Origin of the sequence: Streptomyces sp. SudanB5_2050, assembly GCF_964272335.1 — a bacterium.
Taxonomy (GTDB): domain Bacteria; phylum Actinomycetota; class Actinomycetes; order Streptomycetales; family Streptomycetaceae; genus Streptomyces; species Streptomyces rochei.
Genome location: NZ_OZ186760.1, coordinates 3,886,775 through 3,908,627 on the forward strand (window position 1 = coordinate 3,886,775; position 21,853 = coordinate 3,908,627).

18 protein-coding genes and 1 riboswitch are annotated in these 21,853 nt (G+C 70.5%); of the genes, 8 read left to right on the forward strand and 10 right to left on the reverse strand.

Annotated features, from left to right (window positions below; all coding sequences use genetic code 11):
- Nucleotides 1–60 precede the first annotated feature (60 nt).
- The 4 genes from ACFZP7_RS17335 to ACFZP7_RS17350 all read right to left on the reverse strand — a co-directional run bounded on the left by ACFZP7_RS17335 (nt 61) and on the right by ACFZP7_RS17350 (nt 7,965).
- Nucleotides 61–1,743, reverse strand: coding sequence for a GAF domain-containing sensor histidine kinase (locus tag ACFZP7_RS17335; RefSeq protein WP_109204605.1), 1,683 nt, complete (start codon nt 1,741–1,743; stop codon nt 61–63).
- Between the two features lie 110 nt (nt 1,744–1,853).
- Nucleotides 1,854–5,357, reverse strand: a complete 3,504-nt coding sequence (cydD, locus tag ACFZP7_RS17340) for a thiol reductant ABC exporter subunit CydD (RefSeq protein WP_385634749.1) — start codon at nt 5,355–5,357, stop codon at nt 1,854–1,856.
- A 77-nt stretch (nt 5,358–5,434) separates the two neighbouring features.
- Nucleotides 5,435–6,439: a cytochrome d ubiquinol oxidase subunit II gene (gene cydB / locus ACFZP7_RS17345; protein WP_385634750.1), complete on the reverse strand. Its 1,005-nt coding sequence runs from the start codon at nt 6,437–6,439 to the stop codon at nt 5,435–5,437.
- 20 nt (nt 6,440–6,459) lie between these two features.
- Nucleotides 6,460–7,965 carry a cytochrome ubiquinol oxidase subunit I gene (locus tag ACFZP7_RS17350; protein ID WP_030971452.1) on the reverse strand — a complete coding sequence of 502 codons (1,506 nt, stop codon included), beginning with the start codon at nt 7,963–7,965 and terminating at the stop codon, nt 6,460–6,462.
- A gap of 210 nt (nt 7,966–8,175) precedes the next feature.
- Between ACFZP7_RS17350 and ACFZP7_RS17355 the strand changes: the two genes are divergently transcribed.
- Entirely contained in the window at nt 8,176–8,559 is a 384-nt protein-coding gene (locus tag ACFZP7_RS17355; protein WP_385634751.1) for a cyclophilin-like fold protein, read from the forward strand.
- A 52-nt stretch (nt 8,560–8,611) separates the two neighbouring features.
- On the opposite strand, the gene hisC is transcribed toward ACFZP7_RS17355, so the two are convergent.
- Nucleotides 8,612–9,691, reverse strand: coding sequence for a histidinol-phosphate transaminase (gene hisC, locus ACFZP7_RS17360; RefSeq protein WP_385634752.1), 1,080 nt, complete (start codon nt 9,689–9,691; stop codon nt 8,612–8,614).
- Nucleotides 9,692–10,092: 401 nt separating this feature from the next.
- Between hisC and ACFZP7_RS17365 the strand changes: the two genes are divergently transcribed.
- From ACFZP7_RS17365 to ACFZP7_RS17375, 3 genes are all read left to right on the forward strand, one after another.
- Entirely contained in the window at nt 10,093–11,205 is a 1,113-nt protein-coding gene (locus tag ACFZP7_RS17365; protein WP_078494782.1) for a LacI family DNA-binding transcriptional regulator, read from the forward strand.
- Nucleotides 11,206–11,416: 211 nt separating this feature from the next.
- On the forward strand, nt 11,417–12,523 hold the full coding sequence (locus ACFZP7_RS17370) for a metallophosphoesterase family protein (protein ID WP_385634753.1): 1,107 nt from the start codon (nt 11,417–11,419) through the stop codon (nt 12,521–12,523).
- Between the two features lie 182 nt (nt 12,524–12,705).
- On the forward strand, nt 12,706–13,575 hold the full coding sequence (locus ACFZP7_RS17375) for a hypothetical protein (protein WP_030971445.1): 870 nt from the start codon (nt 12,706–12,708) through the stop codon (nt 13,573–13,575).
- Nucleotides 13,576–13,711: 136 nt separating this feature from the next.
- On the opposite strand, the gene thiC is transcribed toward ACFZP7_RS17375, so the two are convergent.
- Nucleotides 13,712–15,523, reverse strand: coding sequence for a phosphomethylpyrimidine synthase ThiC (thiC, locus tag ACFZP7_RS17380; RefSeq protein WP_127444090.1), 1,812 nt, complete (start codon nt 15,521–15,523; stop codon nt 13,712–13,714).
- Nucleotides 15,516–15,705: riboswitch (TPP riboswitch) on the reverse strand. Its footprint overlaps the gene before it by 8 nt.
- Nucleotides 15,706–15,776: 71 nt before the next feature.
- Between thiC and ACFZP7_RS17385 the strand changes: the two genes are divergently transcribed.
- On the forward strand, nt 15,777–17,204 hold the full coding sequence (locus ACFZP7_RS17385; protein ID WP_385634754.1) for a YibE/F family protein: 1,428 nt from the start codon (nt 15,777–15,779) through the stop codon (nt 17,202–17,204).
- A 61-nt stretch (nt 17,205–17,265) separates the two neighbouring features.
- Here the strand turns inward: ACFZP7_RS17385 and ACFZP7_RS17390 are convergent, their stop codons facing one another.
- The 4 genes from ACFZP7_RS17390 to ACFZP7_RS17405 form a co-directional block, all read right to left on the reverse strand.
- The gene (locus tag ACFZP7_RS17390) at nt 17,266–17,703 is read right to left on the reverse strand and encodes an SsgA family sporulation/cell division regulator (protein WP_030971441.1); all 438 of its coding nucleotides are present in this window, start codon (nt 17,701–17,703) and stop codon (nt 17,266–17,268) included.
- A 98-nt stretch (nt 17,704–17,801) separates the two neighbouring features.
- Nucleotides 17,802–18,527 carry an IclR family transcriptional regulator gene (locus ACFZP7_RS17395; RefSeq protein WP_019324666.1) on the reverse strand — a complete coding sequence of 242 codons (726 nt, stop codon included), beginning with the start codon at nt 18,525–18,527 and terminating at the stop codon, nt 17,802–17,804.
- A gap of 319 nt (nt 18,528–18,846) precedes the next feature.
- A complete protein-coding gene (locus ACFZP7_RS17400; protein WP_019324667.1) occupies nt 18,847–19,059 on the reverse strand; it encodes a DUF5326 family protein in 213 nt (70 codons plus the stop codon).
- Between the two features lie 182 nt (nt 19,060–19,241).
- Nucleotides 19,242–19,559: a cupin domain-containing protein gene (locus ACFZP7_RS17405; RefSeq protein WP_019324668.1), complete on the reverse strand. Its 318-nt coding sequence runs from the start codon at nt 19,557–19,559 to the stop codon at nt 19,242–19,244.
- Between the two features lie 59 nt (nt 19,560–19,618).
- On the opposite strand from ACFZP7_RS17405, the gene ACFZP7_RS17410 reads away from it, so the two are divergent.
- The 3 genes from ACFZP7_RS17410 to ACFZP7_RS17420 are packed head-to-tail and all read left to right on the forward strand — an operon-like array spanning nt 19,619 to nt 21,670.
- The gene (locus ACFZP7_RS17410) at nt 19,619–19,996 is read left to right on the forward strand and encodes a phage holin family protein (RefSeq protein ID WP_019324669.1); all 378 of its coding nucleotides are present in this window, start codon (nt 19,619–19,621) and stop codon (nt 19,994–19,996) included.
- Between the two features lie 4 nt (nt 19,997–20,000).
- Nucleotides 20,001–20,495: a low molecular weight protein-tyrosine-phosphatase gene (locus ACFZP7_RS17415; protein WP_385634755.1), complete on the forward strand. Its 495-nt coding sequence runs from the start codon at nt 20,001–20,003 to the stop codon at nt 20,493–20,495.
- The gene (locus tag ACFZP7_RS17420; protein WP_220670775.1) at nt 20,492–21,670 is read left to right on the forward strand and encodes a cystathionine gamma-lyase; all 1,179 of its coding nucleotides are present in this window, start codon (nt 20,492–20,494) and stop codon (nt 21,668–21,670) included. Before ACFZP7_RS17415 ends, ACFZP7_RS17420 begins: the two co-directional genes overlap by 4 nt.
- Nucleotides 21,671–21,853 lie beyond the last annotated feature (183 nt).

A 21,853-nucleotide genomic window follows, 5' to 3' on the forward strand; every position in this document is an offset into this window, starting at 1 on the left:
GCTGCTGCACATGGGGCAACACGGCGGTGACGGGGGTCGGTACGGGAGCCGGTACGGGAGTCAGTACGGGGCCTCCCACAGCACCGTCGTGCCGCCGCCGTCCGCCCCGATGCCCGGCCCGGTACCGCTGGTGCCGCCGACGGTCTCGGCCCGGCGCTCCAGGTTGCGCAGTCCGCTGCGCCGACCGCCCCGAGGAAGGCCCACACCGTCGTCCGCGACGGTCAGCCGCACGCCCGGACGACCGTCCGCGAGCGTCACCGTGGCATCGACGACCACCTCGATCCGGGTGGCGTGGGCGTGCCGGAAGGCGTTGGAGAGGGTCTCGCGCAGCGCGGCGATGAGATTCTTGCCGGTCAGGTCGCCGACGGCGGTGTCGACGGGGCCGACGAAGCGGTGCGAGGGCGTGAACCCGAGAGGGACGGCCGCCATGGTGATCTCGCGCAGCACGCGGGTGCGCAGCCCTTCGGGCGCCTCGTCGGGCCGGCGCAGCGCGAAGATCGCGGAGCGGATCTCCTGGATGGTGACGTCGAGTTCGTCGACCGCGCCGCCCACGCCGTCCCGCACCTCGGGCACCGAGGTCCTGCGCTGGGCGCTCTCCAGCATCATCCCCGTGGCGAAGAGCCGCTGGATGACGAGGTCGTGCAGGTCCCGGGCGATGCGGTCGCGATCCTCGTACACCGCGAGCCGCTCCCGGTCCCGCTGGGCGTCGGCCATCATCAGGGCCAGCGCGGCCTGCGAGGCGAACCGGTCGCCGAGCGCGCGCTCCGCCCGGGTGAACGGGCGATCACCGCGTGCGCGGGGCATGACGAGACCTCCGAGGACGCGTCCGTCCCGGCACAGGGGCAGCAGCATGATCGGCCCGTAGCCGCGCACCGGCCCGGCCTCCATGCGCGGATCGGTGGCGGCGTCGTCCACGAACACCGCTCGCCCCGCCAGCAGTTCGGCGACGATGCCGTTGTCCGACGGGATGACCTTGCCGAGGGCGCCGGTGGGGTGGTGGGCGGCGACGGCCACGATCTCCAGGCCGCCTCCCTCGGCCGGCAGCAGCACGATGCCCGCTCTCGCCCCGGAGAGCCGGCGGGCCTGTTCGGCGACGACTTGGAGCGCCTCGTCCATGTCACCGCCGGAGAGCAGCGCCGTGGTGACGGCGACCGACCCGTCGATCCAGCGCTCGCGCTGCTGGGCGGCCTCGTACAGCCGCGCGTTGCCGATCGCGATACCGGCCTCGGTGGCCAGCACCCGGACCATCGCGAGGTCGTACTCGTCGAACGGTTCCCCGGCGCGCTTGTCGGTCAGGTAGAGGTTGCCGAAGACCTCCCCCTGTACGTGGATGGGGACGCCGAGGAAGCTCCGCATCGGCGGGTGGTGCTCGGGGAAGCCGCAGGACCGCGGGTCCTCGGTCAGATCCGTGAGGCGGACCGGCCCCGGGTCCCGGACGAGGGAGCCCAGCAGCCCCTTGCGTCCGTCGGGCAGGTGCCCGATCCGGCGGGCGGTCGCCTCGTCGACGCCGTGGTGCACGAACTCGGCGAGGCCGTCGCCCTCCGCGTCGATCACGCCGATGGCCGCGTACCGGGCGTGCGCGAGGTCGGCCGCCGTCCGGCAGATCCGGTTCAGCGTGTCGCGCAGCTCCAGTCCGCTGCCGACGGAACGCATCGCGTCCAGCAGCTTCGGCACCCGGGCCAGGAGCTCGGCCGAGGCTCCCCGGCGGGGCGGCGGTGGTCCGGACGGCGGTACTGGGGGCATGGCCCGAGCCTAATGAGACCCTTTTGAACAGGAAAGTCGGAATTCAAGATCTTCGGCGATCTCGGGCCCCGGTCCCGCGGCATCCCGGTGAGTCGGGGCCGGTCTGCCGGTCATCGGGCCCCCACCAGCAGCTCCGACGCCTTCTCCCGTTCGGCCATGGCCCGCAGCGGACCCGGCACGGCGGCCAGTTCCGCGTAGGTCCCCCGCTGCACGACCCGGCCCTCGTCCAGCACGATCACTTCGTCCACGGCCTCGAGACCCGCCAGCCGGTGCGTGATCAGCAGAGTCGTACGGCCCTCGGTGGCGGCCAGCAGATCGGCGGTGAGCGCGTCGGCGGTCGGCAGGTCCAGGTGCTCGGCGGGCTCGTCCAGCACCAGAACCGGGAAGTCGGCGAGCAGCGCCCGGGCGAGAGCGAGCCGCTGGCGCTGGCCGCCGGAGAGCCGGGCCCCGTGTTCGCCGACCAGGGTGTCCAGCCCGTCGGGGAGGCCGTCGGCCCACTCCAGCAGCCGGGCCCGTTCCAGCGCGTCGCGCAGTTCGCCGTCGGTGGCTTCCCTCCTGGCCAGGAGCAGGTTCTCCCGCACCGAACTGTCGAAGAGGTGCGCGTCCTGGGCGCACAGCCCGACGAGCCGCCGCACGTCGTCACCGGCCAGGGCGTAGGCGTCCACACCGGCCAGGGAGTAGGAACCGGCGTCCGCGTCGAGGAACCTCAGCAGGACCTGGGCCAGCGTCGTCTTGCCGGACCCGGACGGGCCGACCACGGCGACACGGCGGCCCTGCGCCAGGGTCAGGTCGAAGCCTGCCAGCGCGTCCCGGCCCTGCCCGGCGTGCCGGGCGGCCAGTCCCTCGAGGACGACCGGGAACGGCGACGCGGGTGCCTGCCGGGGCGTCTCCGGCTCCCGCACGGGCTCGGGGGCGTCGAGCACCTCGTACACGCGCTCCGCGCTCCTGCGGACGCGCTGGCGGTACTGCACGGCCAGCGGCAGTCCGAGTACGGCCTCGAAGGCGGCCAGCGGAGTGAGCACCACGACGGCCACGGCCACGCCGGTGAGCCTGCCGTCGGCGACCGCCTGGACGCCGACGAGGGCGGCGCCGGCGACGGTCAGGCCGGAGATCAGCGCGGTGAGGCCGTCGCCCAGAGCCGTGGCGGTGGCGGCGCGCGAGGCGATCCGGGTGAGCACGCCGTCGGCCCGGCGCGCCTCGGCGGCGCGTGCGGGCAGAGCACCGGCGACGGTCAGTTCGGCGGTGCCGGTCAGCAGGTCGGTCACCCGGGTGGCGAGCACCCCGCGGGCGGGCGCCAGCCTGTGCTCGGCCCGTCGCGCCACGGCTCCGGTGAGCAGCGGGACCCCGGCCCCGGCCGCCAGCAGGCCGACGGCGAGCACGGCGCCCGCCTCCGGCAGCAGCCAGGCGGTGAAGCCGACGGAGGCGGCGGAGACCACCACGGCGGAGCCGGCGGGCAGCAGCCAGCGCAGCCAGTAGTCCTGCAGGGCGTCGACATCGGAGACCAGCCGGGAGAGCAGGTCGCCACGGCGGGTAAGACGCAGACCGGCGGGGGCCAGCCGCTCCAGTCGCCGGTACACGGCGACGCGGGTGTCGGCCAACATCCGCAGCACCGCGTCGTGGGACACGAGACGCTCCGCGTAACGGAACACGGCGCGCCCGATCCCGAAGGCACGCGTCGCCGTCACGGCCACCATCAGGTACAGCACCGGTGGCTGTTCGGACGCCCGCGAGATCAGGTAGCCGGAGGTGGCCATCAGACCGACGGCGCTGCCCAGGGCCAGGCTGCTGAGCAGCAACGCGAGCCCCAGCCGCCCGCGCCGGGCCGCCGACATGGCGCGCACCCTGGCGAGGACGCCGCCCCCGCTCTCCGCACCGTCGGACGGATCACCCGGCACCGCCCCCGCAGGCGCGTGAGCGGTCTCGGTCCGAGGCAGCGAGACCGGTGACACGTCGGGGACGCCGCGGACCGTTGCGGAGCCGGTGGGCTCTTCCAGCCGCACCACTCGGTCGGCCACCTCCAGCAGAGCCGGCCGGTGCACGACCAGCAGCACCGTCCGGCCCTCCGCCAGCCGGCGCACGGCGGTCACGACCTCGGCCTCGGTGGCACCGTCCAGGGCGGCCGTCGGCTCGTCCAGCAGCAGCACGGGCCGGTCGGCGAGGAACGCCCGGGCCAGGGCCAGCCGCTGACGCTGACCGGCGGACAGACCACTGCCGCCCTCCCCGAGCACGGTCGCCGTACCCTCGGGCAGCGCCTCCACGAACGCCAGCGCGCCCGCGTCCCGCAGCGCCCGCCGTACGGCCTCGTCGTCGGCTTCGGGCCGCGCCAGCCGTACGTTCTCGGCGATGGTGCCGGCGTACAGGTGCGGATGCTGCGGCACCCAGGCGACACGGGCGTGCCACTGCTCCAGGTCGAGGTCGTGGAGGTCGCGGCCCCCGACGCGGACGCGTCCCCCGGTGGGGCTCACGAATCCGAGCAGGGTGTTGAGAAGCGTGGACTTGCCCGCTCCGCTCGGACCGACCAGGGCGACCGTCTCCCCGGGTTCGACGGTGAAGCTCACGTCCGTCACGGCATCCGTGGCACGTCCGGGATAGCGGACAGTCACGCCTTCGTACGCCAGGGCGCCGCCGGTCGGCACGGTGCCGGTCCCCGTGGCCGGTACCGGCCGCTCCAGCACGGAGAAGATCTCCTCCGCGGCGGCGAGTCCCTCGGCCGCCGCGTGGTACTGGGCGCCCACCTGCCGCAGTGGCAGATATGCCTCGGGCGCGAGCACCAGCACGACCAAGCCGTCGTATAGGGCCATGTCGCCGTGGACGAGCCGCATGCCGATGGTGACGGCGACGAGCGCCACGGAGAGTGTGGCCAGCAGTTCGAGCGCGAACGACGACAGGAAGGCGATCCGCAGGGTCCGCATGGTCGCCTGCCGGTACTCACCGGTGATGCGCCTGATCGACTCGGCCTGCGCCTTGGCCCGGCCGAAGACCTTCAGCGTCGGCAGTCCGGCGACCACGTCCAGGAAGTGCCCGGACAGCCGGGACAGCAGCCGCCACTGGCGGTCCATCCGGGACTGCGTCGCCCAGCCGATCAGCACCATGAAGATCGGAATGAGGGGCAGGGTGCCGACGATGATGGCCGCCGAGACCCAGTCCTCCGTGACGATGCGGGCGAGCACCGCGACGGGGACGACCACCGCGAGTCCCAGCTGGGGGAGGTAGCGCGAGAAGTAGTCGTCGAGGGCGTCGACTCCACGCGTGGCCAGGGCGACCAGCGACCCCGTCCGCTGTCCGCCCAGCCATCCCGGGCCGAGCGCGGTGGCCCGCTCCAGCAGTCGGCCGCGCAGCTCGGACTTCACCGCGGCGCTCGCCCGGTGCGCCGCCAGTTCGGTGAGCCAGCCGACCAGTGCGCGACCGCAGGCCACGACCACCAGGAGCAGCAGAGGGGTGCGGAGTTCGGCTGCCGACATGTCCCGCTGGAAGGCGCCCACCACCACCTCGGCGATGAGCATCGCCTGGGCGACGAGCAGGCCCGCCCCGAGGGCGCCCAGCGCGACGACCGCCAACAGGAAGAGGCGGGTGGCGCGGGCGTAGCGCAGCAGACGTGGATCGATGGGTTTCACGTGAAACATGCCCTCCCGTCCGGAGGGGGTGTTTCACGTGGAACGGGACACCGTGTCACGTGAAACACCCCTCGGACTCAGTGCGCGGGTTCGGCGATGTGCTGGGTGCCGATCCGCTTGCGGAACACCCAGTACGTCCAGCCCTGGTAGAGCAGAACGAGAGGCGTGGCGACCGCGGCGAGCCAGGTCATGATCTTCAGGGTGTAGGGGCTGGACGACGCGTTGGTGACGGTGAGGCTCCAGTCCGCGTCGAGCGTGGACGGCATGACGTTCGGGAAGAGCGTCAGGAAGAACATCGCCACGGTCGCCACGATGGTGACGCCCGACAGGGTGAACGCCCAGCCCTCTCGCCCGGCCTGAGTCGCCGACAGCGCGACGACCAGGGCGGCCACGGCCACCACGAGCGCCACCAGGCTCTTGCCGTCCCCGCTGGCGAACTGCGTCCAGAGCAGGAAGGCGAGAGCGAGCACGGCCGTGACGACACCGACGCGCAGGGCCAGGGTGCGGGCCCGCTCCCGGATCTCACCGACGGTCTTGAGCGCCGTGAACACCGTTCCGTGGAAGGTGAACAGGGTCAGGGTGACCAGACCGCCGAGGAGCGCGTACGGGTTGAGCAGGTCCCACACCGACCCGACGTACTCCAGCTCCCGGTCGATCTTCACGCCGCGGACGATGTTGCCGAAGGCGACGCCCCAGAGGAACGCCGGGATCAGCGAGGTCCAGAAGATGGCGGTCTCCCAGTTCCGCTGCCAGCGCTCCTCGGGGCGCTTCACCCGGTACTCGAAGGCGACGCCCCGGACGATCAGACAGACCAGGATGGCCAGCAAGGGGAGGTAGAAGCCGGAGAAGAGCGTGGCGTACCACTCCGGGAAGGCGGCGAAGGTCGCGCCGCCGGCCGTGAGCAGCCACACCTCGTTGCCGTCCCAGACGGGACCGATGGTGTTGATCAGCACCCGCTTCTCGGCCCGGTTCCGGGCGAGCAGCCTGGTGAGCACGCCGACCCCGAAGTCGAAGCCCTCCAGGAAGAAGTAGCCGGTCCACAGGACCGCGATGAGAACGAACCAGACGTCGTGCAGTTCCATGACAGTGCGGCTCCCTCGGCCTAGTACGAGAAGGCCATCGGCTTGTCGGCGTCACGGAGGTCGCCGCCGATCTTCGTGGGCGGGTTGAGGTCGGCCTCGGTGAGCTCCGGCGGGCCGGCCTTGACGTACTTGGCGAGCAGCTTGACCTCGATGACGGCGAGGATGGCGTACAGGAGGGTGAAGACGGACATCGACGTGATGACCTCGGCCGTGGAGACACCGGGGGAGACCGCGTCGCGGGTCTGCATGACGCCGTAGACCACCCAGGGCTGACGGCCCATCTCGGTGAAGATCCAGCCCCAGGAGTTGGCGATCAGCGGGAACGCCATCGTCCACAGCGCCAGGAGCCAGTACATCCGGCTGAGCCTGGTGCCGAGCGGCTTGCGCAGCAGGACCAGATGCGGCACCTCGTCCTCCCCCGTCCGCAGGGCGTCCGGCAGCAGGAACCTCTTCCGCGTCAGCCACAGGCCCAGCAGGCCGAGGGAGAAGGAGGCCATGCCGAAGCCGATCATCCAGCGGAAGCCCCAGTAGGCGACGGGGACGATGGGCTTGTAGTCCCCGGGGCCGAACTGCTCCTGGAGGGCCTTGTTGGTGTCGTTGATGCCGGGCACGTACGAGTCGAAGTCACTGTGGGCGAGGAAGGACAGCAACCCGGGAATCTCCAGGGCGACCTTGTTGTGCCCCTCGTCGACGTCCCCATAGGCGAAGACGGAGAAGGGCGCCGGCTCCTCGCCGTCCCACAGCGCCTCGGCGGCGGCCATCTTCATCGGCTGCTGCTCGTACATGACCTTGCCGAGGGTGTCGCCGCTGACCGCGGTGAGGATTCCACCGACCGCCAGGGTGACGAGGCCGAGGCGGAGCGAGGTCCGCATCACCGGGATGTGCTTCTTACGCATCAGGTGGAAGGCGGCGATGCCCACCATGAAGGCGCCGCCCGTCAGGAAGGCCGCGGAGAAGCTGTGGAAGACCTGGTTGAGGGTGGTGTTCTGGGTCAGGACGGCCCAGAAGTCGGTGAGCTCGGCCCGGCCCTTCTCCTCGTTGATCCGGTAGCCGACCGGGTGCTGCATCCAGGAGTTGGCCGCCAGGATGAAGTACGCCGACAGCAGGGTGCCGATCGAGACCATCCAGATGCACGCCAGATGGATCTTCTTGGGCAGCTTGTCCCAGCCGAAGATCCACAGGCCGATGAAGGTCGACTCGAAGAAGAAGGCGATCAGCGCCTCGAAGGCGAGCGGAGCGCCGAAGACATCGCCGACGAAGCGGGAGTAGTCGGACCAGTTCATGCCGAACTGGAACTCCTGCACGATGCCGGTGACGACACCCATGGCGATGTTGATCAGAAAGAGCTTGCCCCAGAACTTGGTCGCTCTGAGGTACTTCTCCTTCTCGGTACGCACCCAGGCGGTCTGCAGTCCGGCCGTCAGAGCGGCCAGCGAGATCGTCAGGGGGACGAACAGGAAGTGGTAGACGGTCGTGATGCCGAACTGCCAGCGCGCCAGCGTCTCCGGCGCCAGAGCCATGTCCACGTCGTCACTCTCCTTGCATCGCCACTCGCCGTGGTCGGCGGCAGTTTGTGCGTGTATGTCACACCTAACTCGGGCGCAACCGGGACACGCTTGTGAACGCGTTCACATTCACAAGCAATTATGACGTACAGCTTTTCGACACCGGAAGGGGGGTCCCCTGTGACGTCAACCCCTTGGCGGGAACTTCAACATCTTGTTGAATTCGCCCTCATGGACATACGGATCTCATGGCCTGCGGGTCACCTCACCGCGGCCCTCGACGACACCCCGACGGCGCAGGCACTCCTCGAGGCCCTGCCGCTCACCGCCTCCGCCCACACCTGGGGTGAGGAGGTGTACTTCGACACAGGTGTGTCGGTTTCACGTGAAACGGACGCCCGGCAGGTCGTCGATCCCGGCACGGTCGCCTTCTGGACCGACGGCGACGCCCTGGCCCTGCCGTACGGGCCCACGCCCCTCTCGCGAGGCGACGAATGCCGCCTCGCGAGTCCTTGCAACGTCCTGGGCCGCCTCGATGGCGATCCCCGCCTCCTGGCTACGGTGCGCGACGGCGACCCGATACGCGTCGAAGTCATCGACCACGTAGGCCAGTAAGGCCGGAACGACGCGCGCCGGCCGCCGCTGTGACGGACGCGCCACAGCCGTCCTACAGCTCCTTGCGGAACTCCTCCGCGACCTTCAGGAAGATGTCGTTCGCCTCGCTCTCCCCGACCGTCACCCGCACACCCTCGCCCGGGAACGGCCGGATGACCGCACCGGCCTGCTCGCACGCCTCCGCGAAGGCGACCGTGCGCTCCCCCAGCCGCAGCCACACGAAGTTCGCCTGGGTCTCCGGCACGGTCCAGCCCTGCGAGCGCAGCGCGCCGACCACGCGCGTGCGCTCGCACACGAGCGAACCGACCCGCCCGATCAGCTCGTCCTCGGCACGCAGCGACGCGATGGCCGCTTCCTGGGCGATCTGGCTCACTCCGAAGGGCACCGCCGTCTTCCGCAGCGCAGCCGCCACCGGCTCGTGGGCGATGGCGAATCCCACGCGCAGGCCGGCGAGGCCGTACGCCTTGGAGAAGGTCCGCAGCACGCAGACGTTGGGACGCTCGCGGTACAGCTCGCAGCCGTCCGGCACCTCGGGATCGCGGATGAACTCGCGGTACGCCTCGTCGAGGACCACCAGGACATCGCTGGGCACCCGGTCCAGGAACCGCTCCAGTTCGGCCCGCCGCACCACCGTGCCCGTCGGGTTGTTGGGGTTGCAGACGAAGATCAGCCGGGTGCGGTCGGTGATCGCGGCCGCCATCGCGTCCAGGTCGTGCACGTCGCCCGGCGTCAGCGGCACCTTCACGGAGGTCGCGCCACTGATCTGCGTGATGATCGGGTACGCCTCGAACGAACGCCAGGCGTAGATCACCTCGTCGCCCGGGCCGGAGGTCGCCTGGATCAGCTGCTGGGCCACACCGACCGATCCGGTGCCGGTGGCCAGGTGCGAGAGGGGGACTCCGAACCGGTCCGACAGCTCGCTCATCAAGGAGGTGCAGGCCATGTCCGGGTACCGGTTGAAGGACGAGGCCGCCGCCGTCACCGTCTCCATCACACCCGGCAAGGGCGGGTACGGATTCTCGTTGGAGGAGAGCTTGTAGGCCACCGGCCCACCGGCCGCGGCGGGCTTGCCCGGCTTGTAGGTGGGAATACCCTCCAGCTCGGCGCGCAGCTTGGGGCTCGTCTCGCTCACCGCAGTCCTCCTCATGTCCACCACCGGCATCGAATACTTCTCACCTTAAGAGGATTGGGCGCCGCTGCGTATAGGTGAGGCCAGACCTCATCCGTCACACTGGCAACAAGGGCATCAGGACACGAAGGCGCACGTTTCGGGGGGCGCGCCGCACATATATCTACGCGCCGGTGGCTCGCGCCGTGGCGCGCATCCCTCGTGCAGGTGAGTTGAGACCTCTTCGCAACATCGACCACGCGGCAGGCCCTCACAGGTCGACACGTCAGATACTGGGGTGTCAGTCGCCAACTGGCTTGCAATCAGAGGCTATTACCGCTTAATGATCTTGCAGAAACGTGACTGTCAACGCGTGCATATGCGTCCGCACTACCCCACCCCATGAGCCCTACTATCGGCTCGCCATGACAGCAGCAGGGAAGCATCAGGTGAGCCGCGCGGAAACCTCACGTCGAGGCAGCCGGCCGGGCCGGGCGGGCATCAGGGACGTGGCCGCCGCCGCCGGCGTATCCATCACGACCGTCTCCGACGCCCTCAACGGCAAGGGCCGACTCCCGGATGCCACCCGGCGCCATGTGCGCGAGGTCGCGGACCGACTGGGCTACCGGCCCTCGGCCGCCGCCCGCACGCTCCGCACCGGCAAGTCCGGACTCATCGGCCTGACCGTGACGACGTACGGGGATGAACCTTTCACCTTCACCGAGTTCGCGTACTTCGCCGAGATGGCGCGCGCCGCCACGTCCGCCGCGCTCGCCCGGGGCTACGCCCTCGTCATCCTCCCGGCGACCTCCCGTCACGACGTGTGGTCCAACGTCGCCCTCGACGGCACGGTCGTCATCGACCCCTCGGACCACGACCCGGTCGTCAGCGAGCTGGTGCGCCAGGGCTTACCGGTGGTCTCCGACGGCCGTCCGGCCGGCACCCTCCCCGTCACCGCCTGGGTCGACAACGACCACGAGGCCGCCGTCCTGGGCATCCTCGACCACCTCGCCGACGCGGGCGCCCGCCGGATCGGCCTGCTCACCGGCACCACCACCGACACGTACACCCATCTGTCGACCACCGCCTACCTGCGCTGGTGCGAACGCGTCGGCCAGGACCCCGTCTACGAGGCCTATCCGGCCCATGACCCGTGCGCCGGAGCCGTCGCCGCCGACCGGCTGCTCGCCCGCCCCGACCGGCCCGACGCCGTCTACGGCCTCTTCGACCCGAACGGCACCGACCTGCTCGCCGCCGCCCGTCGCTACGGACTGCGCGTCCCGGAGGACCTGCTGCTGGTCTGCTGCAGCGAGTCCACCGTGTACGCCAGCACCGAGCCGCCCATCACCACGCTCTCACTGAAGCCCCGCCGTATCGGTACGGCGGTGATCCAGGTACTGATCGACGCCATCGAGGGGCTCGGCCCGGACCAGCCGGTCGAGCAGGTGATACCGACCGAGTTGATCGTGCGTACGTCCTCGCAGCGCCGTCCGCCTCGGACGACGGTCAGCCCGCCGCGTTCTCCCGAGCGCGAGTAGGTCGCCGTCCGGCGCGTCCGGAGGACGGCCGTGCCACCGTTGCGGACGGGCGAAGCCGGGCCCAATCGGGGCGAAAGCCGCGGTGAACCGGAGTCCTGTTCTGATTCACCACCCCTGGGTCATCACACAGCGCGATCCGCATTCCTATGATGGGCCCACACACCGCGGGCCGCTGCGACCAGGCAGTCCGAAGCGGTGCAGATGCGGCGCGATGGTGGAGGGGTCGATGACTCAGGGGGCCGGTCAGGGACCCGAGGTGCAGCGGACGGCGACGGTGCGCGACTTCCGGGTACCCGCGTACGTCCATGAGGCCGCTCCGTACGCCGCCCCCGGGCCGCAGGCGAGCGAGACCGTACCGCCGTCCGAGGAGGGGTACGACGAGGCCCTTCCGGAGGGGTACACGCCCACTCAGCGCGACCTTCCCGTCATCCGTCGGGGTGACACGGTCCAGGTGAGCGTCGATCCCGGCCCGGTCCAGGTGACGCAGTCCGCCACGGGCCAGGGCCCGCTCTTCGTGGTCGGCGACGTGCACGGATACCTCGACGAGCTGGTGGCCGCCCTGCAGGAGAAGGGCCTCATCGACGCGAACGGCCAGTGGTGCGCCGGCACCACGCGGCTGTGGTTCCTCGGCGACTTCACGGACCGCGGCCCCGACGGCATCGGCGTCATCGACCTGGTGATGCGGCTGTCCGCCGAGGCGGCCGCGGCCGGCGGCTACTGCAAGGCCCTGATGGGCAACCACGAGCTGCTGCTCCTCGGCGCCAAGCGGTTCGGCGACACGCCGGTCAACTCCGGCGCGGGCACCGCCACCTTCCAGGCCGCCTGGCTGCTGAACGGCGGCCAGAAGACCGACATGGACCGCCTGCAGGACCACCATCTGCAGTGGATGGCCCGGCTCGACGCCATGGAAGAGGTCGACGACCACCTCCTGGTCCACTCGGACGCCACCACCTACCTCGACTACGGCCGCTCCATCGAAGAGGTCAACGACACCGTCCGCGAGACGCTCACGCGCAACGACGCGGAAGAGGTGTGGGACCTGTTCCGCAAGTTCACCAAGCGCTTCTCCTTCCGCGACGAGGGCGGCGCCGACGCCGTCCGGCACCTGCTGGACACCTACGGCGGCACCCGGATCGTGCACGGCCACAGCCCCATCCCCTACCTGCTGGGCGAGGTCGGCTCCGAGGACGGCGAGGACGACACCCGCACCGTGGTCGAAGGACCGCACGTCTACGCGGACGGGCTGGCCATCGCGATGGACGGCGGCGTGACCATGGCCGGAAAGCTGCTGGTCCAGCAACTGCCGCTGGACGCCTGACCGTTCGCCGGACGCTTCTTTCGGCGGCGGTGTCCGTACAGGTCGGCACCCAATTTCTGGAAACCCCCTGTCACCGCGCACCGTCACCGCTCTACCATCGGCTTATCCGTAGCAGGCTCCCCTCCGTTTCTGCCCGACGGCTCGTTGGCATGCGAGCCCCAAGCCCTACGGAGCATCGGGGGATGCACATGAACAGCGTTCCGCAGCACCTGCCGCACGAGGACCGCCAGGAGTACGAGCGGCTCCTCGACGAGGCGCTGCGCTCCGCACCACACCGCCCGGAGCTGGCCGCCGTCGGACGGCGGCTCAACTCCGAACAACTGCGCACCATGGCGCTCAACGCCACCGCTCTGATCACCGGGGCGGCCGCCACCGAGTACCAGCACTACGTCAAGGTCCGCGAGGAACTGCGCCACCCGGCGCCGTCCGACCGGGCACCGGCCGCGCGCGGGTCCGGCTCCGAGGAGCAGGGCACGGGCGGGACGGGCCTCGCCGCCACCATGGGCGAGGTCGCCGAGGCGACCGGCGCGGGGGCCGTCGCCGTCGTCGCCGTCCTGGCACCCGTCCTGGCCGGCACCGCCGCGGCGATCTTCCTGCTCGTCGGTTACCTCCTGAAGATGCTCGACCCGGGGCAGACCTTCGCGCAGACCATGCTCACCACCGGGTGGGTGTTCGGCGCCGTGACCGCGGTGGCGATCCTCGTCGCCGCCGTCGGCCTGCTGCTCACCGCACTGCGCAACCGCCCCTTCGCCGAATCCGCCTTCTACGGCGAACTCGACGAGGAGGTGGCCCGGGCGCGGGACGCCTGGCACAACGCCCTGCTGGAGCGCGGCATCCTGCCGTTCCTGCGGGAGGCACTGGCCGATCCGGGCGCCACGGCGCTGCATCCGACGGGACCGTCGGCACCGACGAGCCGGATGCCGCACCTCGGCTACGGCCGTCCGGGGTTCACGAGTCCCGGCGAAGGCCCCGCGACGGGACCGCGGCCGAGCTACTCGAGTCCGGACTACAGCAGCCCGGACTTCGGCGGCCCGGAGCACCGGCCCGAGTAGCCGCCTCCGGGCGGGCGACGGCAACGGGCGCCCGCCCGCGCGGCGGCAGTGGTCCGCGCCACGGCTGCGCGGCGGCGCGGACGCCTGCCGGGCGCGATGTCCCGTGCCGTGGGCACGGGGATCGCGCCGGTCGAGGTCAGTCGGCGATCGGCAGGTACACCCGGTTGCCGCTCGCCGCGAACTCCCGCGACTTCTGGAGCATCCCCTCGGCGACCTCCTCGGGCGAGGCTCCTTCGGCGGCCGCGCCGCCGAACCGCTCCGTGATGCTCTGGCTGATCTTCATCGAGCAGAACTTCGGCCCGCACATGGAGCAGAAGTGGGCCGTCTTGGCAGGCTCGGCCGGCAGCGTCTCGTCGTGGAACTCCCTTGCCGTGTCCGGGTCGAGGGCCAGGTTGAACTGGTCCTCCCACCGGAACTCGAACCGGGCGTCCGACAGCGCGTCATCCCACTCCTGGGCACCCGGATGCCCCTTGGCGAGGTCGGCGGCATGGGCGGCGATCTTGTAGGTGATGACGCCGGTCTTGACGTCGTCGCGGTTGGGCAGGCCCAGGTGCTCCTTGGGCGTGACGTAGCAGAGCATGGCCGTGCCCCACCAGGCGATCATCGCGGCGCCGATGCCGGAGGTGATGTGGTCGTAGGCGGGCGCGATGTCGGTCGTCAACGGACCGAGCGTGTAGAACGGAGCCTCCTCGCAGATCTCCTGCTGGAGGTCGATGTTCTCCTTGATCTTGTGCATCGGGACGTGGCCCGGGCCCTCGATCATGGTCTGCACGTTGTGGCGCTTGGCGATCGTGTTGAGTTCCCCGAGCGTGCGCAACTCCGCGAACTGCGCCTGGTCGTTGGCGTCCGCGATGGAGCCCGGCCGCAGTCCGTCACCGAGCGAGTAGGTGACGTCGTAGGAGGCGAGGATCTCGCAGAGTTCCTCGAAGTTCTCGTACAGGAAGGACTCCTTGTGGTGCGCCAGGCACCACGCCGCCATGATCGAACCACCGCGCGAGACGATGCCCGTCTTGCGGTTCGCGGTCAGCGGTACGTACGCCAGACGCACCCCGGCGTGGACCGTCATGTAGTCCACACCCTGCTCGGCCTGCTCGATGACCGTGTCCTTGTAGATCTCCCAGGTCAGCTCCTCGGCCCGGCCGTCGACTTTTTCCAGTGCCTGGTAGAGCGGCACCGTGCCGATGGGGACGGGGGAGTTGCGCAGCACCCACTCGCGCGTGGTGTGGATGTTGCGGCCGGTGGACAGATCCATCACCGTGTCGGCGCCCCAGCGGGTCGCCCAGGTCATCTTCTCGACCTCCTCCTCGATGGAGGAGGTCACCGCCGAGTTGCCGATGTTGGCGTTGACCTTCACCAGGAACCGCTTGCCGATGATCATCGGCTCGATCTCCGGGTGGTTGACGTTGGCCGGCAGCACGGCACGGCCCGCCGCGATCTCCTCGCGGACCACCTCCGGCGCCACGTTCTCCCGGAGGGCGACGTACTCCATCTCCGGCGTGATCTCTCCGCGGCGCGCGTACGCGAGCTGCGTGACCGCGGTGCCGCCGCGCCCGCGGCGCGGCTGGCGGGGGCGGCCGGGGAAGACCGCGTCGAGATTGCGCAGGCCGCCACGCGGCGAGGTGTGCTTGATCCCGTCGTCCTCGGGGCGGACGGGACGGCCCGCGTACTCCTCGGTGTCGCCGCGGGCGATGATCCAGTTCTCCCGCAGCGGCGGCAGTCCCCGGCGGACGTCGGTGTCGACGTGCGGGTCGGTGTACGGGCCCGAGGTGTCGTACAGCGTGACCGACCGCCCGTTGGTGAGGTGCACCTGACGGACCGGCACGCGCAGGTCGGGGCGTGAGCCCTCGACGTACGCCTTGTGCCAGCCGATGGACTTCCCGACCTCAGCGGTCTCCTCCTGGGCGGAGTTCTGCGTGGAGGCAGGCGTGCGTGTGTCCTTGATGGTCATGAGACCTACTCCCTACGCCGGCATTACCCGGTAACAGGTTCGGCGGTCGACGCAGCGGCTTCCGTCTGCGAACGCTTCGTGGGGAACATCACTCGGCTTCGGTGATGTTTCCCGTGAAACATTGCTGGGACGGAGGTCAGCGCCCTCTCAGCCCGGTGCTCCGAGCTCCCGCGTGTACAAAGGTGCCTCCACGCTAGCGTCAATTCGGGCGCGGTGAACAGAGGGCCCCCCTGGTTCTTGCGATGATCGGCCGGTGACCACACCGCAGCAGCCCCCCTTCCCCCCGCACGATCCCCGCCGAGGAGCGGGCACCGGGCACGGCGACGGCCGTGAATCCGGCCCGGCCTCACCCGGTGCTCACGGCACGGGCGCCGGCGGTCACGGACACGCGCACGCGCACAGCCACGGCCCGGCGGCACCCGTCTCCCGCCATCTGCGGAAGGTCATCGCCGCGGTCCTCATCCCGTTCGCGGCGGCCGTGCTGGTCGGGCTCGCGGTGTTGTGGCCGGGCGGAGCCCCGCCGCACGAACGCACGGGGGTCGGTTTCGACCGGCAGACCCAACAGGGCACGGTCACCAAGGTGGTCGAGCTGAGCTGCCAGTCCGTCAACGCCTCCGGCGTACCGCCGACCGGCGACACGTCCACCGCCGAGGGCTCCTCCGCGGTGCAGCAGGCGAACGGCGAGTGCAAGCGGGCGACGATCCGGGTCGACAGCGGCAAGGACAAGGGCCGCACGTTCGACGAGATCGTGCAGCCGGACCAGTCACGGCAACTGAGCGAGGGGCAGAAGGTCGTCGTCGCCTACGAGCCCTCCGCACCCGAGGACCTGCAGTACTCGGTGACCGACATCAACCGCCGGGTCCCCATGGCGCTGCTCGCCGGCATCTTCGCCCTCGCGGTCGTGGTCGTCGGGCGGCTGCGGGGTCTCATGGCCCTGATCTCGCTGGCCGTCAGCTTCCTGCTGCTGAACTTCTTCATCCTGCCCGCCATCCTGCAGGGCTCCAACCCGCTGCTGGTGGCGGTGATCGGGTCCAGCGCCATCATGCTGATCGCGCTGTATCTGTGCCATGGTCTGTCGGCCCGCACATCGGTGGCCGTACTGGGCACGCTCATCTCCCTGGTGCTGATCGGCGTGCTCGGGTCGCTGTTCATCGGCTGGGCCGCGCTGACCGGCAACACGGACGACAACACCGGCCTCATCCACGGTCTGTATCCGACGATCGACATGAGCGGTCTGCTGCTGGCCGGAGTCATCATCGGTTCGCTCGGCGTGCTCGACGACGTGACCGTCACCCAGACGTCGGCGGTCTGGGAACTGCACGAGGCCAACCCCACGCTGGGCCGACGGGGGCTGTACCGCGCCGGCATCCGTATCGGCCGCGACCACATCGCCTCGGTCGTCAACACCCTGGTGCTCGCCTACGCGGGCGCCGCCCTGCCGCTGCTGCTCCTGTTCTCCATCGCGCAGAGCGGCGTCGGGACGGTGGCCAACAGCGAGCTGGTCGCGGAGGAGATCGTCCGCACTCTGGTGGGGTCGATCGGCCTGGTGGCCTCCGTCCCGGTCACCACCGCGCTCGCGGCGCTGGTCGTGTCGGCCGACCGGCCCGCGGACCGCCCGGCAGCACAGCCGACGGGCGTGGCGCCCGCACGCGGCGGGCGGGGCCGGCGCCGCAAGCGCTGAACCAGCGGCGCCCGCAGCGGTGAAGCGTTACGGCACGCACAGGAGCTGCTGCCGTAACGGTTCAGCCCGCGCTCTGCTCTTCCGCCAGGATGCGGTCCAGAGCCTCGTCGAGGTGGGTGTCGAAGTCGGCGAGTGCCCCCTCCTGCCCCAGTGGCACCAGCTTGTCGGTGCGGTCGAGGAACGCCACCAGGGGAGCCGCCGAGGAGCGGAACAGCGCCTGGTCGTGGCCGACCTGAAGGCGGATCAGCACCTCGGCGAGCGGCTCCGGGTCGACGGGCGCGATGCGGACATCACCGTCACCGCACGGCCGGCCCACCCCGTCGACCAGCAGCTCTCGACCGAAGGCCCAGGTCACCGGCGCGTCCCCGGGCAGATGGAAGGTCAGTCGCACGGCATAGGGATCACAGGTCTCGTAACGCAGCTCCACGGGGATGCGGAACGAGAGCTCCTCGGACACGAGAAAGCTCATCATGACCTCTGCCTGTACGGACTCGCCCATCGCACACCCGTCATTCGCCGTCGACTGTCCGGGAATCAAACCTCTAACACTGGTGGCATCTTGCTCAACGTACACACCAGATCACAAGGAGTGAGTTTTCAGATACTGATAGAGAGCGTCAGCGATCCCAGGAGCCGTCCCACTTCGTCCTGCAACCGCTGCGCCGCGGGCAGCAGCCGATCGGCCTGGTGGAGGGGCAGGGAAATGGCCATGGTGGCGGCCGTGGTGCCGACCGTGAGGGGGATCGCCGCGCAGACCGTCCCCAGGGCGTACTCCTGGCGTTCGATCACCGGAGCCATCCGGCGCATGCGTTCCAGCCGTTTCAGCAGGGCATTGCCATCACGCACCGTGTACGGCGTGACGGGGCGCACCGGGTAGCGGTCCAGGTGATCGCGGCGGGCCTCCTCGTCCAGCTGCGAGAGCAGGCACTGCCCGATGGCGTGCGCGTGTCCGGTCTCGCGGAAGTCCGCCCACTCCTCCACGGCCGGATTGCCCGGGGTGTCGGAGACGCACATGACCTCGATCTCGCCGTCGCGGTACATGGCGTAGTACACGGGAACGCCGATCGCGTCGCGCCAGCGGGCCAACGCGTCGACCACCGTGCTGCGACGTTTCTGCTGGGCCCCTCTGCTGCTCAGCCGTTCGGCGGCCTCGCCGAGGAAGAACAGCCCCTTCTCCCGGCGCAGGTAGCCCTCGTGCACCAGGGTGCGCAGCAGGTGGTACGCCGTGGGCAGCGCCAGCCCGGTCTCCCGGGCCAGCTGTTTGGCCGGGGCTCCGTACTCGTGGCCGGCGACGCACTCCAGCAGGCGCATCGCCCGCTGCACGGATCCGATGAGCGTGGCCGAGGGAGGGTCCGCGGAGGCGGGTGGGGACGGCGCCCGGGGCGTCGCTCGGGGCTGCGCGGGCAAGGCGTGCAGCGGGACAAATGCGGTGTCAGCCGTGGCCAAGGGTCACTCCCGGAACGCGAGGGGGCAGCCCCGTGCGGGGAACACGGGTGGGGGGGTACGCCGCTCGCGGGGTCGCCCCCGCGTCGAGATCCGGACTCTAATCGCCGGTCACCGCCCGCAGACGGTCCCCGCGGCAAACTTCCCTCGCGCGAGGGAACCGGCGATTCCTGTTACCGCCACCGGTGTCCCACAGACCTCACCAGTCGCTGCGGGACGATGAATTCGACATGAACTTGCGTACGACGTAGATCAGTCCGCCGACGAGCGCGACGAAGAGCAGCAGCTTGAACAGCAGTCCGATCACGAAGCCGACCACGCTGGCGATCAATCCGCCGAACACCACCAGGGCGATGACCGGCACCGCGATCCACTTCACCCACCACGGCAGTCCTGTGAAGATCTCTCGCATCGCCCTCGTCCTTACCTCTCCGCCCGATCGGGTGCGGGCCCCTCGGCTGCCGGGGAGCCCGGGGTCCGCCGGGAAGCACCTGAATGTCCTGCACCCGATGCTAGGGCCGCGCGGGCCCCGGCAGGGTGCCCGCGCCCCTTGTCTCCCCCTGACCGATCCCCTAGGGATCCCGGAGACGCCGCTCAGCTCTCGGGCGGAGAGAACACCACCAGAACCCGCAGGTCCTCGCTGATGTGATGGAACTTGTGGGCGACGCCGGCCGGCACGTAGACCACACTGCCGCGGGCGACCTGGGTGGTCTCCATGCCCACGGTGATCGCGGCCCGGCCGCTCACCACGAAGTACACCTCGTCCTGGTTGTGCGGCTGCTGGGGGTCGGACGTGCCCGCGTCGAGGGCGTACAGACCGACCGACATGTTCCGCTCACGCAGGAACTGCAGGTAGGCACCGTCGTTGGCGGCGCGCTCCGCCTCCAGTTCGTCCAGCCGGAATGCCTTCATCGCCTCGTCCGCCCCTGCCTCACCGTTCGTTTCCGATCGCGTCTGCCACGATCAGACACATGAAGAATTTCCTAGTCAAGACGATCGCCAACGCGGCGGCCCTGGCGGTCGCCGTGTGGCTGCTCGACAAGATCACGCTGACCGGGGGCAGCACCGGCGAGAAGACCCTCACCCTGATCGTCGTCGCCCTCGTGTTCGGCCTGGTCAACATGCTGGTCAAGCCCATCGTGCAGGTGCTGACCTTCCCCCTGTTCATCCTGACCCTCGGCCTGTTCACCCTCGTGGTCAACGCGCTGATGCTGTTGCTCACCTCGTGGCTGGCCGACAAGCTCGACCTGAGCTTCCACGTCGACGGGTTCTGGACCGCCGTCCTCGGCGGACTGATCGTCTCGGTCGTCTCCTGGGCCCTCAACGCGTTCCTGCCCGACAAGGACTGATCCCATGACCTACCGCGTCTGCTTCGTGTGCACGGGCAACATCTGCCGCTCCCCGATGGCCGAGGCCGTCTTCCGCGCCCACGTGGCGGAGGCAGGGCTGGACGGCCTGGTCCAGGTCGACAGCGCGGGCACCGACGGCTGGCACGACGGCGAGGGCGCCGACCCTCGCACCATGGCCGTCCTCGAGGAGAACGGTCACTCCCTGGACCACACGGCCCGCCGGTTCGATCCCTCCTGGTTCGCCCGGCTCGATCTCGTCATCGCCCTGGACGCGGGTCATCTGCGGACGCTGCGCCGCCTGGCGCCGACCGAGCGGGACGCGGACAAGGTGCGGCTGCTGCGCTCCTACGACCCGGCCGCCGACCACGGCGACCTCGACGTGCCGGATCCGTACTACGGGGGCGCGGACGGCTTCGAGGAGTGCCTTGAGATGGTGGAGGCGGCGAGCGCCGGACTGCTCGCCGCAGTGCGCGAGCAGGTGAGAGGACGAGCGGCATGAGCGATTCCGCGACCAGCGACCAGAACGTGGCGGACACGGACGGAAGCCACCCGGGCGTCGGCGACGGCACCCGCGCGGTGCGGGCCGGGCTGCCGGAACCCGTCAAGCACGAGCCGACGCTGCCCGGTCCCGTCTTCGCCGCCCACTTCCACCTGCCGGGGGAGCCGACCGGCCCGTACACCTACGGACGCGACGAGAACCCGACCTGGACCCATCTCGAGCGTGCCATCGGGGAACTGGAGGCACCCGGGCAGGACGACGTCGAGACGCTGGTGTTCGCCTCCGGCATGGCCGCGATCTCCTCGGTGCTCTTCTCACAGCTTCGTACCGGGGACGCGGTCGTCCTGCCCGACGACGGCTACCAGGCGCTGCCCCTGGTCCGCGCCCAGCTGGAGGCGTACGGCATCGAGGTGCGCACCGCCCCCACCGCCGAGGACGCCCAGCTCGACGTGCTGGACGGGGCGAGGCTGCTGTGGATCGAGACACCGTCCAACCCCGGGCTGGACGTCTGCGACGTCCGGCGGCTCGCCGAGGCGGCGCACGCGCGCGGCGCCCTGGTGGCCGTCGACAACACGCTCGCCACGCCCCTCGGGCAGCGCCCCCTGGACCTGGGGGCGGACTTCTCGGTGGCCAGCGGCACCAAGCAGCTCACCGGGCACGGCGACGTCCTGCTGGGCTACGTCGCCGGTCGCGACGCCGGAGCGATGGCAGCCGTACGGCGCTGGCGCAAGATCGTCGGCGCGATCCCGGGGCCGATGGAGGCGTGGCTCGCGCACCGCTCGATCGCCACCCTCCAGCTGCGTGCGGACCGGCAGAACGCGACCGCGCTCAAGGTGGCCGAGGCGCTGCGTGCGCGGCCCGAGATCAGCGGCCTGCGCTACCCGGGGCTGCCCGACGACCCCTCGCACAAGGTCGCCTCGCAGCAGATGCGGCGCTTCGGGTGCGTCGTCTCCTTCACGCTGCCGACGCGTGAGCGTGCCGATCGCTTCCTCGACGCGCTGCGGCTCGTCGAGGGCGCGACGAGCTTCGGCGGGGTGCGCTCCACGGCCGAGCGGCGCGGGCGCTGGGGCGGCGACGCGGTGCCGGAGGGCTTCGTCCGGCTCTCGGTGGGCGCCGAGGACCCCGAGGACCTGGTGTCCGACCTGCTGCGCGCGCTCGAGGAATCGGCCGGCTGACCGCATCGCGGCCCGCCGACGGGCGGACGCGACGGACGGTCCGAGCCTCCCCCCTCGTGGCTCGGACCGTCCTCCGGTTCTCGCGCGCGAAGAACCGCGCGATTCAGGCTAGTTGACTGTCTGTCAGTGTCCAATCACAGTAGCGACAGCGACCTATCGACATATTTATAGTTGAGCGCGGCC

Excerpts from the sequence above, each read along its gene's own strand:
- thiC (WP_127444090.1), bottom strand. The coding sequence starts at position 15,523 with ATGACCATCAAGGACACACGCACGCCTGCCTCCACGCAGAACTCCGCC.
- ACFZP7_RS17355 (WP_385634751.1), top strand. The coding sequence starts at position 8,176 with ATGGACATACGGATCTCATGGCCTGCGGGTCACCTCACCGCGGCCCTC.
- ACFZP7_RS17365 (WP_078494782.1), top strand. The coding sequence starts at position 10,093 with ATGACAGCAGCAGGGAAGCATCAGGTGAGCCGCGCGGAAACCTCACGT.
- ACFZP7_RS17415 (WP_385634755.1), top strand. The coding sequence starts at position 20,001 with ATGACCTACCGCGTCTGCTTCGTGTGCACGGGCAACATCTGCCGCTCC.
- ACFZP7_RS17405 (WP_019324668.1), bottom strand. The coding sequence starts at position 19,559 with ATGAAGGCATTCCGGCTGGACGAACTGGAGGCGGAGCGCGCCGCCAAC.
- cydB (WP_385634750.1), bottom strand. The coding sequence starts at position 6,439 with ATGGAACTGCACGACGTCTGGTTCGTTCTCATCGCGGTCCTGTGGACC.
- ACFZP7_RS17420 (WP_220670775.1), top strand. The coding sequence starts at position 20,492 with ATGAGCGATTCCGCGACCAGCGACCAGAACGTGGCGGACACGGACGGA.
- ACFZP7_RS17400 (WP_019324667.1), bottom strand. The coding sequence starts at position 19,059 with ATGCGAGAGATCTTCACAGGACTGCCGTGGTGGGTGAAGTGGATCGCG.
- ACFZP7_RS17375 (WP_030971445.1), top strand. The coding sequence starts at position 12,706 with ATGCACATGAACAGCGTTCCGCAGCACCTGCCGCACGAGGACCGCCAG.
- ACFZP7_RS17410 (WP_019324669.1), top strand. The coding sequence starts at position 19,619 with ATGAAGAATTTCCTAGTCAAGACGATCGCCAACGCGGCGGCCCTGGCG.
- ACFZP7_RS17370 (WP_385634753.1), top strand. The coding sequence starts at position 11,417 with ATGGTGGAGGGGTCGATGACTCAGGGGGCCGGTCAGGGACCCGAGGTG.
- ACFZP7_RS17335 (WP_109204605.1), bottom strand. The coding sequence starts at position 1,743 with ATGCCCCCAGTACCGCCGTCCGGACCACCGCCGCCCCGCCGGGGAGCC.
- ACFZP7_RS17390 (WP_030971441.1), bottom strand. The coding sequence starts at position 17,703 with ATGGGCGAGTCCGTACAGGCAGAGGTCATGATGAGCTTTCTCGTGTCC.